General features: G+C 39.2%; 15 protein-coding genes, 3 tRNA genes and 1 pseudogene. 15 read left to right on the plus strand and 4 right to left on the minus strand.

Translation table 11 applies throughout. From position 1 onward, the window contains the following. The first annotated feature begins 28 nt into the window (after positions 1-28). From FWJ32_RS09910 to FWJ32_RS09940, 7 genes are all read left to right on the plus strand, one after another. A complete protein-coding gene (locus FWJ32_RS09910) occupies positions 29-358 on the plus strand; it encodes a PTS sugar transporter subunit IIA (RefSeq protein ID WP_149545800.1) in 330 nt (109 codons plus the stop codon). Between the two features lie 56 nt (positions 359-414). Continuing rightward, positions 415-723, plus strand: a complete 309-nt coding sequence (locus tag FWJ32_RS09915) for a PTS sugar transporter subunit IIB (RefSeq protein ID WP_149545801.1) — start codon at positions 415-417, stop codon at positions 721-723. 24 nt (positions 724-747) lie between these two features. Beyond that, positions 748-2,025 carry a PTS sugar transporter subunit IIC gene (locus FWJ32_RS09920; RefSeq protein ID WP_149545802.1) on the plus strand — a complete coding sequence of 426 codons (1,278 nt, stop codon included), beginning with the start codon at positions 748-750 and terminating at the stop codon, positions 2,023-2,025. A gap of 105 nt (positions 2,026-2,130) precedes the next feature. Continuing rightward, positions 2,131-3,048: a DUF7916 family protein gene (locus FWJ32_RS09925; protein WP_149545803.1), complete on the plus strand. Its 918-nt coding sequence runs from the start codon at positions 2,131-2,133 to the stop codon at positions 3,046-3,048. Positions 3,049-3,096: 48 nt separating this feature from the next. Further along, the gene (rpe, locus tag FWJ32_RS09930) at positions 3,097-3,744 is read left to right on the plus strand and encodes a ribulose-phosphate 3-epimerase (protein ID WP_149545804.1); all 648 of its coding nucleotides are present in this window, start codon (positions 3,097-3,099) and stop codon (positions 3,742-3,744) included. A 15-nt stretch (positions 3,745-3,759) separates the two neighbouring features. Next, a complete protein-coding gene (gene rpiB / locus FWJ32_RS09935; RefSeq protein ID WP_149545805.1) occupies positions 3,760-4,206 on the plus strand; it encodes a ribose 5-phosphate isomerase B in 447 nt (148 codons plus the stop codon). A 121-nt stretch (positions 4,207-4,327) separates the two neighbouring features. Beyond that, the gene (locus tag FWJ32_RS09940; protein WP_149545806.1) at positions 4,328-5,737 is read left to right on the plus strand and encodes a glycoside hydrolase family 1 protein; all 1,410 of its coding nucleotides are present in this window, start codon (positions 4,328-4,330) and stop codon (positions 5,735-5,737) included. 155 nt (positions 5,738-5,892) lie between these two features. Here FWJ32_RS09940 and FWJ32_RS09945 read toward each other — a convergent pair whose 3' ends face one another. From FWJ32_RS09945 to FWJ32_RS09960, 4 genes and pseudogenes are all read right to left on the minus strand, one after another. Beyond that, complete coding sequence (locus FWJ32_RS09945) at positions 5,893-6,624, minus strand: AIR synthase related protein (protein WP_149545807.1); 732 nt, start codon at positions 6,622-6,624, stop codon at positions 5,893-5,895. Next, complete coding sequence (locus tag FWJ32_RS09950) at positions 6,621-7,112, minus strand: ECF transporter S component (RefSeq protein WP_149545808.1); 492 nt, start codon at positions 7,110-7,112, stop codon at positions 6,621-6,623. Before FWJ32_RS09950 ends, FWJ32_RS09945 begins: the two co-directional genes overlap by 4 nt. Then, positions 7,109-7,216, minus strand: a pseudogene (locus tag FWJ32_RS13765) (adenosylcobinamide-phosphate synthase CbiB); the annotation flags it as partial. The pseudogene FWJ32_RS13765 and the gene FWJ32_RS09950, both read right to left, overlap by 4 nt. A gap of 18 nt (positions 7,217-7,234) precedes the next feature. Next, on the minus strand, positions 7,235-7,792 hold the full coding sequence (locus FWJ32_RS09960) for a flavin reductase family protein (RefSeq protein WP_149545809.1): 558 nt from the start codon (positions 7,790-7,792) through the stop codon (positions 7,235-7,237). 219 nt (positions 7,793-8,011) lie between these two features. On the opposite strand from FWJ32_RS09960, the gene FWJ32_RS09965 reads away from it, so the two are divergent. From FWJ32_RS09965 to FWJ32_RS10000, 8 genes are all read left to right on the plus strand, one after another. Beyond that, a complete protein-coding gene (locus FWJ32_RS09965; RefSeq protein ID WP_203227674.1) occupies positions 8,012-9,160 on the plus strand; it encodes a COG1470 family protein in 1,149 nt (382 codons plus the stop codon). A gap of 6 nt (positions 9,161-9,166) precedes the next feature. Beyond that, positions 9,167-10,135, plus strand: a complete 969-nt coding sequence (locus FWJ32_RS09970; protein ID WP_149545811.1) for an ABC transporter ATP-binding protein — start codon at positions 9,167-9,169, stop codon at positions 10,133-10,135. Beyond that, positions 10,095-11,108, plus strand: a complete 1,014-nt coding sequence (locus FWJ32_RS09975; protein ID WP_238988851.1) for an ABC transporter permease — start codon at positions 10,095-10,097, stop codon at positions 11,106-11,108. The genes FWJ32_RS09970 and FWJ32_RS09975 overlap by 41 nt, the downstream gene beginning before the upstream one ends. Before the next feature lie 207 nt (positions 11,109-11,315). Then, the gene (locus tag FWJ32_RS09980) at positions 11,316-12,407 is read left to right on the plus strand and encodes a DUF362 domain-containing protein (protein WP_149545813.1); all 1,092 of its coding nucleotides are present in this window, start codon (positions 11,316-11,318) and stop codon (positions 12,405-12,407) included. A 92-nt stretch (positions 12,408-12,499) separates the two neighbouring features. Next, positions 12,500-12,576: transfer RNA gene (locus tag FWJ32_RS09985), tRNA-Arg, on the plus strand. A gap of 15 nt (positions 12,577-12,591) precedes the next feature. After that, positions 12,592-13,038 (plus strand): nucleoside deaminase, encoded by a 447-nt coding sequence (locus FWJ32_RS09990; protein ID WP_203227676.1) that lies wholly within the window; start codon positions 12,592-12,594, stop codon positions 13,036-13,038. Positions 13,039-13,041: 3 nt separating this feature from the next. Next, positions 13,042-13,132, plus strand: a tRNA-Ser gene (locus tag FWJ32_RS09995). Positions 13,133-13,181: 49 nt separating this feature from the next. Beyond that, positions 13,182-13,275 (plus strand) — tRNA-Ser (locus FWJ32_RS10000). Positions 13,276-13,542 lie beyond the last annotated feature (267 nt).

The following is a 13,542-nucleotide window of genomic DNA, read 5'->3' on the forward strand; positions in this document are numbered from 1 at the left end:
ACAATCACTATGAGAAAGGACGTTGCAAATGGAGTATGAAGAAATAGTAATGCAAATTATTGTAAGTAGTGGTAATGCTAGAACCCATGCAATGACTGCCATACAGCATGCGAAGTCTGGGAATATATCTGAAGCGAGAAAGGAGATTGAGAAAGCAGGTGATGAGTTAGGCAAAGCACATGATGCACAAACAAAGCTTATACAGGATGAAGCAGCTGGAAATACAAGAGAAGTTACATTGCTTATGGTACATGCTCAAGACCACCTCATGAATGCAATGACGGTAAAAGATTTAGCCCAAGAATTTATTGACATGTACGAAAGGCAAGTAAAGTTAGAAAGTGTTTTGGCACAATAATTGCATTATATATTTAGTAAGAGAACACATTATTTATTAGTGAGGAGGCAATAAAAATGAAGAAAATTACATTAATATGTGCTGCAGGAATGTCCACAAGCCTAATGGTTACAAAGATGAAAGAAGCGGCAAAAAAGCTAGGAATGGAGGTCGAGATAAGGGCTACATCGGAAAGTAAATTTAAGCAGTACGAAAACGATACGGACATTTTACTTCTTGGGCCTCAGGTAGGCTTTCTGCTAAATAAATATAAACAAACCTACGAACCCAAAGGAATAAAAGTAGAGGTAATAGACAGTATAGACTACGGGATGATGAATGGAGAGAAAGTATTGAAGAATGCGTTAGGCATTCAAAGTATGTAAATTAAAAGTAGGGAGGAATATTTTATGAATAAAATTAATAAAATCCAGGGCGATTTACAAAAATTTGCCTACAATATTCAGCATAATAGGTACATCAGTGCCATATCTAATGGATTAACAGCTATATTACCAATAATTATGATAGGTGCAATCAGCAGTTTGCTTAATTCAATGAATGTAGCACCGTATCAGGATTTTTTAAAAAGCACGGGGATAAAACAATATCTATCTATTCCAGGCTCTGTGACTACAGATTTTATAGCTCTTTATGCTGTAGTGGCAATTGCTTATAAACTGGCAGAGAGTTTTGACATTGAAGGATTTACTCCTGGAATATTAGCATTAATGAGTTTTTTAATATTAACTCCATTAGGAAATACAAAGGAAATCGGAAATTATTTACCCACCAATTGGACGGGTGCTACAGGGTTGTTCGTTGCTATTTTAGTGGGGCTATGTGTTACTAGATTGTATGTTTATATTGTGAATAAAGGTTGGACTATTAAAATGCCCGATGGAGTTCCCGAAACTGTAACAAAATCTTTTGTGGCTCTTTTACCGGGCTTTGTTATAGCTTTCATAATGCTTATTCTAAGAGTAATATTTGCCTATACGCCATTTGGGAATGTCCATTCATTTATCTTTAAAATTGTTCAATTGCCCCTTCAAAATATAGGTAGCACATGGGCGGCAATGGTGATAGGAATTCTTGCAATACAACTACTGTGGTTCTTTGGAATTCATGGAACACTGGCAATCGGTGTGTCCATAATAAAGCCAATATGGTTAGCGTTGGATTTGCAAAACTTACAGCTTTTCCAGGCTGGAATGAGGGGAACTAATATCGTTGGATGGAGTTTTTATATGGCCTTCATCAATCTGGGAGGAGCCGGAGCTATGCTTGGACTGGCATTTGTTTTGTTAAGAGCAAAATCAAAACGATACAGAACCTTAGGAAAGTTAGCCCTTGCTCCGGCATTATGCTGTATAAATGAGCCGCTTATTTTTGGGCTTCCTGTGGTGATGAATCCTACATTTTTTATTCCTTTCCTGGTTGCTCCAGTAGTTATAGGATTATTAGCTTATTTTCTCATATCAATTGGAATATTACCAACTGTTACAGGGATTACGGTCCCGCTTGGAACACCGGTTATTTTATCCGGATTTATTGTTGGCGGGTGGCGCTCTGCACTGTATCAAGTAGTAGCTACAATAATATCAGGTCTTATTTATTGGCCGTTTTTCAGAATCGTAGACAATCAGGCCTATGAAGAAGAAAAACTAGCGACTCAACAAAAATAGTGTTTTATAAATATTTAATTAAAAGATTAAATATTATGGCTTATGAGAACTTTTTAGATCATCTTTAAACTATTAAATGAGTATGAATAATTTCGGAGGAGTAATATGGATAAAGTCAAAAGGTTAATTGATTGTACTAAGAGTGATTTCGAAAAAATGACTGCAACTGAATTAAAAGAATCTATATATAAATCAGAAGGCAGAGTTATAATGGCACAACATTTAGTTATGGCTGGAGAAGGAATTATAAAAGGAGTAACAAATGCGGAAATTGAAGCAGCATTTGGAGCAGATATGATATTATTAAATACCTATTATCTTAATGGAGAATATGATAATCCAGGTATGCAGGGAATGAAATTAATGGATTTAAAAAAGCTCATAAACAGACCTATCGGAATATATTTAGGATGCACCAATAAAGGTAAAGAAACGGTTAAAAGTCTTGGGCCTATAGCTACGCCAGAAAATATCAGGCTTTGTTTAAAGGAGGGTATAGACTTTATAGTATTAGGTGGGAATCCGGGGACAGGAACATCTATGGAGACAATTATTGAAGCGACAAAAATGGCTAAAGAAATAATTGGAGATAAAGCTTTAATATTTTCAGGTAAATGGGAAGATGGAGTAGAAGAAAAGGTTTTGGGAGATCCTTTAGCCAAAAGACCTGCTAAAGAAGTTATAAAAGAACTGATCGATGCAGGGGCAGATGTTGTAGATTTACCAGCGCCGGGCTCAAGACATGGAATATCTGTTGATATGATAAGAGAGTGTGTGGAATTTATACACTCGTATAAACCAGGTACTTTGGCGATGACATTTCTGGATAGCTCTGTTGAAAGTGCAGATGAGGGCACTATAAGAGAAATTGCTTTGAGAATGAAAGAAACGGGTGCTGATATTCATGCAATAGGTGACGGTGGATATGGCGGATGCACGATACCAGAAAATGTATATCAATTATCAATAACAATCAGAGGCAGAAGGTTTACTATTAAGAGGATGGCGGCAAACAACAGGTAAGTTTTTCACTATGGCAGCTAATCATCGTAGTAAAAAGGGGAGCAAATTATGAAAAAGATAATTTGTCCATCAATGATGTGTGCAAATTTCGATTCTCTTAAAGAAGAAGTTGCAAAGTTAGATATGGCTGGAATAGATATATTCCATATTGATATAATGGATGGAATCTTTGTACCTAACTTTGGTATGGGGCTGCAGGATATTCAGTGTATAAGAAAAAACACAGAAAAATTAATTGATGTACATTTAATGATTGAAAATCCAGGCAATTATATAGATTTATTTGCGAAATTAGGAGTGGATATAATATATATTCATCCGGAGGCGGACAAGCATCCTGCCAGAACTATAGAAAAAATAAAAGCAGCAAGCAAAGCTGCAGGGATAGCAATAAATCCGGGAACTTCAGTGGAGACTATAGAAGAATTATTGCCAATGATTGATTATCTGATGGCTATGACAGTGAATCCAGGATTTGCGGGACAAAAGTATTTAAATTTTGTAGACAATAAAATTAAAAAATTGGTTAGATTAAAAAAAGATTATGGATTTAAGGTAATGGTAGATGGCGCAATATCATCGGAAAAAATTAACGAGCTTTCAAAGTTGGGAGTAGACGGATTCATATTGGGGACATCTTCATTATTTGGGAAAAATGAAGATTACAAAACAATTATAGAAAGACTAAAGAAGTAGTGGAGGTTATAAAAAATGAAAATAGGTGTAGGAAGTGATCATGTAGGATACGCATTAAAGTTAGAAATAATAGAACACTTAAAAGAACTCGGACATGAAGTGGTCGACTTTGGACACTATAATAATCAAAGAACAGACTATCCTATTTATGGCGAAAAGGTAGCTAATGCAGTAGTAAATAAGGAAGTGGATTGTGGTATTTTAATATGCGGTACAGGAGTAGGTATGTCAATTGCTGCTAATAAGGTGAATGGAATAAGAGCCGTTGTATGCAGCGAACCTTATTCGGCAATGTTATCAAAACAGCACAATAACACGAATATATTGACACTTGGAGCAAGAGTGGTAGGAACTGAATTAGCAAAGATGATAGTAGACTCATGGCTTGGAGTTGAGTATGAGGCAGGCCGACATGATAAAAGACTAGAGATGATAAGAGAGATTGAAACAAAGCAAAAATAGTATGAACACGAAGAGTGGCAAGAGCGCTGTGGTGCCATTCCATCTCAGGCAGGCAGGTGACTTTCTACACAGGAATAATTATTTAATATAAGCTGAGATATAGAAAGTGGGGAGCGGATACATGTATCATTCAAAACGAAAAGATTTTGAAGAGGGCTTTTTATGGGGAGCCTCCACTTCAGCATATCAAGTAGAAGGGGCATGGAATGAAGACGGAAAAGGACCATCTGTCATTGATATGGGAAGTTATCCAGAAGGAACATCGGATTTTAAAGTAGCAAGTGATCATTATCATCGCTACAAAGAAGATATAGCGTTATTCGCAGAAATGGGATTAAAGGCTTATCGCTTTTCTATTGCCTGGACACGAATTTATCCACAAGGTACGGGAGAAATAAATCCAAAAGGTATTGCATTTTATAACGATTTAATTAATGAATTGCTGTCACATAATATTGAACCCATCGTTACCATGTATCATTTTGATTTGCCATATGCATTACAAGAAAAAGGTGGCTGGTCCAACAGAGAGACAATTGATGCCTATGAAAACTATGCTAAAACCCTATTTAAATATTTTGGTGACCGCGTGAGATACTGGTTAACCATTAATGAGCAAAATATGATGATTTTATATGGATCAGCTATTGGCATTGTAAATCCAAATGTAGAAAATCCACAAAAAGAATTGTATCAGCAAAATCACCATATGCTACTGGCTCAGGCAAAAGCGATTAATTTATGCCACGAAATGTGTCCAAATGCTAGGATTGGGCCAGCACCGAATATTTGTGCTGTTTATCCGGCCAGTTCAAAACCGGAAGATGTCTTGGCTGCTTATAACTTTTCATCAATACGCAACTGGTTATGCTTAGATGCGGCTGTGTTTGGGCGATATAATAGTGTGGCGTGGAGTTACATGGAGGAAAAAGGCTATACACCAACCATTCAGGAAGGTGATATGGAGATTTTAGAATCTGCAAAACCAGATTTTATTGCTTTTAACTATTATGCCACATCGACAGTGGCCGAAAGTAAGAATAATACTTCTGATAAAAATTCTATCGGGGATCAACAAATTGCTATTGGAGAACCTGGCATTTACCATGGAGTTAGTAATCCCTATTTGGAGAAAACACAATTTGGCTGGGAAATCGATCCGGTAGGTTTCCGCAATACATTACGCGAATTAAATGACAGATACAACTTGCCATTATTAGTAACTGAAAATGGTCTGGGGGCTTATGATAGGTTGGAGGAAGGTGATGTTGTTAATGATGATTATCGTATTGAATTTTTACGTAAGCATATAGAACAAGCTCGATTAGCAATTACTGATGGGGTAAACTTAATAGGATATTGTCCCTGGTCAGCTATTGACCTTGTCAGTACACATCAAGGTGTTAGCAAGCGTTATGGTTTTATCTATGTCAACAGAGACGAGTTTGATTTGAAGGATTTAAGGAGAATAAGAAAGAAGAGTTTTTACTGGTATAAAAATGTGATTAAATCAAATGGTCAAGAGCTTTAGTCTGTTTAGAGTTGAACATTATGAGCGAGCGCTGAGAGCAGTCAAGGACTACCGTCAAGTAAGACGAATTTTTTACCTTTGACTGCTCTCAAGTGAGCTTCCACAGTTTTGGGAGAGATGGAATAAAGAGATATTTTACCTTAGTTTCCTTTATATTAAATTAATTTTCCAATATATGTAAAAGGTTTGTTTGTCAATCTTTTTACAGATGCTGTATCTTCTTCGCCATGAATTACGAGGCAGCAGGTAGAAGGTCCCCCTGATTTTAATACATCAAGATGCTGGGGGAAATTCGCCTCTACCTTTGCTCCTGATATGTTTTCTAATACGCCAATCTCGTATTTTATCCCTTTTGAACCAACCGGTATTGCTTCTATTATTTCTTTAGAGTTGGAAATTTTTACATAGTCTTTCAATGTAAGAACATCTTTTGAACTTAAAACTTCATTTCCTACACGTGGATACCCTAAAAGAGAGACATGCATACCTGCTTTGACCTTTTTTACCTTTAAATCTCCAATATTTGCTTTTGCTATTACTGTAATCCCTATACCTGTCATAGAGGTAGGGAAATTTTCCTCAGTACTTCCCGTAAAAACTACGTCTAAAAGTCCGTTTTCTTCAAGCTCGCTTTTTATGCCTCTCAAAATTTTTTCTCCTGCTGGATTCATTTCAACGGATAAAGTATCTGATATAACAAGGGGTTCTGCTCCTACACATAGTGCTTCTGAAAGAGCTACTTTTACAGTAGTCCTTCCTACAATCTCTTCATCAACTTTTAACGCATCATGCTCTTTATTCCCTATTGCCCCAAGGCTGTCACAAGATATCACATATGCTGCATCGGCTTCATAAATTATCACTAAATCTCTGTATCTCTCAATCACCTTTTATTTCCTACTCCTTTTTGTATTCCTTTGTAAACTAATGCCGCCAAGAGTGCGTTTGCGAAAGAAGCAATTGTTAAGGGGAAAACCCAGCCTACAAAAAATCCCCATCCGAATATTGGCACAAACAAGAGAGCTGAAACGGGGCCATTTAATATGGTAGCAGCAATTACCGCAACATAGATGTTGAATTTTTGATAAAAAAACCTAAATAGATATGCGTATACCGCCATCTGAGCAGCTACGTATATATGGTTTGTAAGTCCCAAAGGAAATCCAGAGGTGATTGCTGTAAGCATATGGCCTAAACTTATCACAAGGGCTCCATACCATCCTCCAAGGTACAATGCGGCAAAATACCCTGGCATTGAATCGAAAGCAACTGTGTTAAAGACTTTTATAAGAGCGCCTACTGCGCTTAGGGCTATGAGCATGGCAACGAGAGTCAAGGTTTTGACATTTTTTAATGTATTTGTGTTTTCTTTCACATCAATTCCCTCCCTATATAAAACATCACAAGACCTAAAAATGAAAGCATGTACATTATTTTTATGCTGTCTTTTATGCGGTGCGGAGTGATTTTTTCTTTTCCATACGTTGAGAGTCTTGATCAACGCTGGGTATAGGATGACCATCTAACCATTTTATCCCTGAGATCCAAGGTTTCACCATCAACCGTAAAGGTTCCATTTCCGTTATGATGGATCAGACGGCGTTCCTTTCGTTCCGGATCAATCCAGGCTTTTACCACCTCCAGGATGATAAGGTTGTATTTGTCAATCAAACTGTCATCGGCTATACGGCATTCCAGGTTTACCAGGCATTCAGCTACAAGAGGTGCTTTTACTTTTTCGGCAGATACCGGTGTCAGACTGAAGGTTTTAAACTTGTCTGTGTCTATACCGGAGCAGTTACCGATTTCAACAACTTTAGAAGCAAGATCCACCGTTGGAACGGCAAGCACACATTCCCTTGTTTTGCGCAGAGTTTCAAAGCTGTGATCCCATGGGCCGAGTATGCAGCCAATGAGTGGTATACCCTCATCTTCAATCACCATGTGATAGCTCATTGCCATCAGGTTTGGCTTACCATGATCGGAGGTTGCTACCAATAAGACTGGGCCCGGTTCAATGAATTGGTATACTTTGGATAATGGAAGCTCTTTCATATAATCATCTCTCTTTCGTATTAAAGGCTTGGTTACACTTTTTGCAATTATATTATATATTTAGACAGTACTCTGAGTCAAACAGAAAATTGAGAAAAGAGAATGACTATGGTGTTTGAACAGGTACCATGAAAAGTGTTAACAGATTTTTAAAAATTTGATGCTATAATTTTTAAATGAAAAATAAAAATCGTAACAATTAAAAAGGGGGTATGCGGCTTGTATAAAAGATGGTATCTGCCTTATATATTATTACTTTCTTTGCTTGTAACGATATTGCCCGTATGTGACGTATATGCAGCACCTGTTATATCGACTGATTACCCGGGGGTAATAGTGCAACCGGGAGCAAACCTTACGTTTCCGTTGACTATAAGTGGGGTCAGCGGTAAGGTGTCCTTGGGCGTGTCTTCTGTACCAAAGGGTTGGGACGCACAGATTTTTGGAGACGGCAGGCTTATCAATGCAGTATTTGTAAAACCTAACAGTGAGGTGGATGCAGAACTGCATGTAAAGGTGCCGCAAGACGTAGCGGACGGAAAATATACCATAGGGGTTATGGCACGAAGCGCTGGAGGGAATTCATTAATAGATATAGATATAACAGTGAATGGGGGTGCCGTGGGAAGTGATGAAATTGAGGTACAGTATCCATCACTGAGCGGTCCTGATACTGCAACATATAACTTCAGGGCAACTTTGACAAACAATAGCGGCCGATCAAGGTCATATAACCTTGGAGTAGATGCACCTCAAGGGTGGCAGGTGACATTCAAACCGGCTTACCAGAGCGATCAGATTGCGAGTTTATCCCTTGATGCCGGTAAGTCGCAGGACTTGGATATATCAGTTGACCCACCGGACAACGTGAAAGCTGGAAAATATACCATAACAGTGGCTGCTATCTCTGGTCAGGATGTGGCAAAAGCCAACCTTGAGGTTGTTATAACTGGAAATTATAAAATGAAAGTATCAACACAAGATGAAAGGTTAAATGCTGATGTCACTGCAGGACATAAAGGTTCTGTAACATTTACCATAAAGAATGAAGGCAGTGCAGATCTTCATGGGATTACATTTTCATCTGAAGCACCTCAAAACTGGTCAGTGACATTTGCACCAGAATCAATAGATCTCATTCCTGCTGGAGAGACAAGACAGGTAACAGCATTTATAACCCCTGATAGCCGTGCAATTGCCGGTGATTACATGGTGGGAATAACAGCAAGTGCAAAAGAGACATCTGAAAGTATGGATATAAGGACTACAGTCCATACATCGACTCTTTGGGGATTGGTTGGTGTAGTTATAGTTGTAGCAGTGGTTGGTTGGGTGATGTGGACATTTAGAAAATATGGCAGGAGGTAACCTTAGATGAGCGGGAACGCAGTTATTGAAGCCCATGGCCTTACCAAGTTATACGGAAATATAAAAGCTGTGGATGGGCTTGACCTCTCAATTTATGAAGGTGAGATATTTGGGTTGCTGGGTCCAAATGGGGCAGGCAAAACCACGACTATTCTAATGGTCATGGGCCTTACAGAACCAACCTCAGGGAGTGTGAATGTGTATGGACTTGACCCAATGAGAGACTCAATAAGTATAAAAAAAGTTGTGAGTTATATGCCGGATAACATTGGATTTTATGACTATATGACAGGACGGGAAAACCTCCTTTATACGGCAAAGCTCAATCATATACCTGATGACGAGGCAAGGCAAAGGATAGATGTATGTCTGGAGAGGGTAAATCTGACTGAAGCCGGTGACAGAAAAGTGAGGGAGTATTCACGCGGAATGAGGCAGAGGTTAGGCATAGCAGACGTGCTCATAAAGGACCCAAAGGTGATTATCTTAGATGAGCCCACTCTGGGAATAGACCCGGAAGGGGTTGATATGATACTGGACTTAATAGTTAATCTTAGTAAACAGGAAGGGAAAACAATAATTGTATCATCCCATCTTCTCTATCAGATGCAAGAGATATGTGACAGGTTGGGGATCTTTGTAAAAGGGAAACTTATAGCCTGCGGGAAGATATCTGAGCTTGCCTCCAATATCACAAATAGAAACGAATGTGCTGTACAGATTATAGCAAAGCCATTTGATGAGGGGCTTCTAAATATAGTAAAGTCTGTAGAAGGAGTAAAGGAGACATATATACAGGGTGGCATGATATCAGCTATATGTGAGAATGAAGATTCGGCTGTGATGATAAATAAGAGGTTGCTGGAAGCAGGTTATGTCATCTATCACTATGCCATAAGCGGATATAGCCTTGATGACATATACAGGAGGTATTTTGAAGGAGAGGATGGTGGATATGGTGCTCTTTCAAAATAATAAACTAAATAGTGAAGAGAGCGGTAGAGGACCGAGCGGCAACCTCTATACCATATTTAAAAAAGAGTTTTCTGACCAACTTTCCAGCACGAGATTTTTAATACTCTTCTTTTTGATACTGATCACAGGTGTGGCCTCTTTGTATGTAGCGGCTGCCAGCATACGCTCCACAGTGGAAGAATCTGGTACCGACTTTATATTTTTAAGATTGTTTACTACATCCAGTTCATCACTGCCGCCATTTACTTCATTTATTTCCTTTTTAGGGCCACTGGTAGGGCTTTCAATTGGCTTTGACGCCATAAATGGGGAACAGAACGGAAGCACATTGAGCAGACTTCTGGCACAACCTGTATATAGAGATGATGTGATAAACGGCAAATTCTTAGCAGGCCTGGCCGTTCTCACCATCATGACATTTGCACTTGGAGGACTGGTAAGTGGTTTTGGAATTATGCTTACAGGTATTCCTCCAACAGCAGAAGAGATAGCGAGATTGGTAATATACCTGCTTCTAAATATTGTATTTATGGCCTTCTGGCTTGCAATTTCTATACTTTTCTCTATTTTGTTCAGGCAGACAGCAACTTCAGCATTGGGCGGAATAGCCCTCTGGCTTTTGTTTACGGTATTTGTGCCAATTCTTGCGGGCCCAATAGCTAATGCAGTATATCCAGTAAAAAGCCAGGACGATGTTATATCACAGCTAAGGAATATAACGCTTCAGCAAAACATATCCCGGGTCTCGCCGTCCACTCTCTATGATGAGGCCTCTGCAGTACTGCTTTCTCCAGGAGTACGCACACTGGGGCCGATACTAATGGAGCAGATATATGGGGCAACCCCAGGGCCATTGCCACTTGGACAGAGTTTGCTGCTCATATGGCCGCATATTACGGGCCTTATTGCAGGAACCCTTATAATATTTGGGATAGCATACACAATATTTTTAAGGAGAGAAATAAGGGCTTAGTTTGACATTTATTTGTATAAAAGGGGTGTTGTAAGCTGCCATGTAACTGTTTACAACACCCTTTTTTATATGGCAATATACTTCAAATAAATAAAAGTTGTCTCATCAAATCTGGACAGTGCGTGTAGATGATAGATACTATTAGACGCAGTGTATTATGTTTCAGCTAAAAGCTATGGTATAATTTGTAGCACGGGGTGATAAATTATGGATAGAACATTATATGTCATATATGGTAATGATGGCAAATCCATGGTAAAGCAACTACTTAAGCAGGTCAATCCCTTTAAAAATCTGAGTAAAAATGCAAGCATAGCGCTAAAACCGAACCTTGTTGTTGCAAAATCACCGGAGACAGGGGCAACTACAGACATTGGAATGATAATGGGTATCATAGAATTTCTAAAGGATTATGGGTTTAATGATATAAGTATAATGGAAGGCTCGTGGGTTGGGGACAGTACGGCCAGGGCATACAGACTACTGGGGTATGAAGATATATCTAAAAGGTATGGGGTAAAACTTTATGATTTGAAGAAGGATTCCTATAAAGTGTATGACGTTGACAACATGAGCATAAAGGTATGTGACAAGCCGATGAGTGCAGATTATCTCATAAACTTGCCTGTACTTAAGGCACACTGTCAGACCAGACTTACATGTGCACTTAAAAATCTAAAGGGCTGTATACCTGATGAAGAGAAGAGGAGGTTTCATACGCTCGGGATACACAGGCCTGTAGCATACCTTAATAAGATATTAAGACCATCCTTGCATATTGTCGATGGCATAATAGGAGACCTTACCTTTGAAGAAGGGGGTACCCCTGTAAACATGAACAGGATTATAATGGGATACGATCCTGTACTGATAGATACCTATGCAGCACAGATTATAGGATATGACTATCACGATATAGGTTATATACCCATAGCCGAAAGCATAGGAGTGGGTTCTGCCGACATTCAAAATGCTGACATAGTACAAATAAATGAACCAGTTGGGCTTACAGGTGATATTTACCATTCAAGAAAGGTAGATAGACTCGCAAGATATATAAATGAAAGAGAAGCCTGCTCTGCCTGCTACGGTAGCCTTATTCATGCCCTTGAAAGACTTGATGAAAAAGGTCTGCTGGACAGGTTTAAAGAGGGTGCCATATGTATCGGCCAGGGGTTTAAAGGTGTAGCTGGTGATGGGGTTGGGGTAGGAAGGTGTACATCGGAGTTTAACTCTTATGTAGATGGTTGCCCTCCGGTTGCGAGCCGTATCGTTGATTTTTTGAGCACAAAAATATAATGGCTGGTGTATGTGAAATTTTAGCTGCTTCAGTGTTGACAAAAATAGTGTGACTCGCTATAATATTAGACGTACTTAAAAATAATACCTGTGCGCCCGTAGCTCAGCAGGATAGAGCAACGGTTTCCTAAACCGTGTGTCGGACGTTCGAGTCGTCTCGGGCGCACCATTTATTAGGGTGAATATGATTCACGATTTTTTTATGCATGAGGCTTTAAATGAGGCGAGAAAAGCGCTTAATAATGGTGAGGTACCCGTAGGTGCTGTAGTTGTTATGGGTGATAAAGTGGTAGGCAGAGGATACAACATGCGCGAGATGTTGTATGATGCCACTGCCCATGCAGAGATCCTTGCCATCAGAGATGCCAACGCTAATCTCAAGAGATGGCGTCTGGAAGGATGTACGATGTATGTGACATTAGAACCATGTCCGATGTGTGCCGGTGCAATTATTTTGTCGCGCATGGACATGGTGGTGATAGGAGCCCAGGATCCCAGAATGGGGTTTTGTGGCTCTGTGTACAATATAATTGAGGACAGGAGATTGGGGAAGACACCAGAGGTTATTACAGGTATTCTGGAGGACGAGTGCCAGAGAATATTAAAAGATTTCTTTAACAGGAAGCGATAGCCTGGAGAGGTGGCTGAGCTGGTCGAAGGCGCTCGACTCGAAATCGAGTAAACGGGGAACCGTTTCGTGGGTTCGAATCCCACCCTCTCCGCCAGTATTTATATTTATATATTTTAGTATTTATCAAGGTAGACCATATACATGGAGAGATGGCTGAGTGGTCGAAGGCGCGCGACTGGAAATCGCGTGTACCCTCAAAAAAGGGTACCGAGGGTTCAAATCCCTCTCTCTCCGCCATACATAATAGTAAATAAAAAGGGGCTGTTGCAAAATGAACTAACCAGTTCAATTTTGCACAGTCCTTTTTCACCTTAAAATACAATTTGCGGGTCCCGAAGGACCCGCAAATCGTGTATAATTGATTTGTCATGAAAAACACTAAACTATACACCAAAGATTATACCAAATTTAATGGGAGCTTTCAATTAGTTTTACCATTAAATTTAGAAATGTTGATACCAGAGGATGATTCAGTAAGACTGCTTAGCCTAATATTGGAGGGAT

This window comes from Calorimonas adulescens (assembly GCF_008274215.1).
In the GTDB taxonomy this organism is placed as follows: domain Bacteria; phylum Bacillota; class Thermoanaerobacteria; order Thermoanaerobacterales; family UBA4877; genus Calorimonas; species Calorimonas adulescens.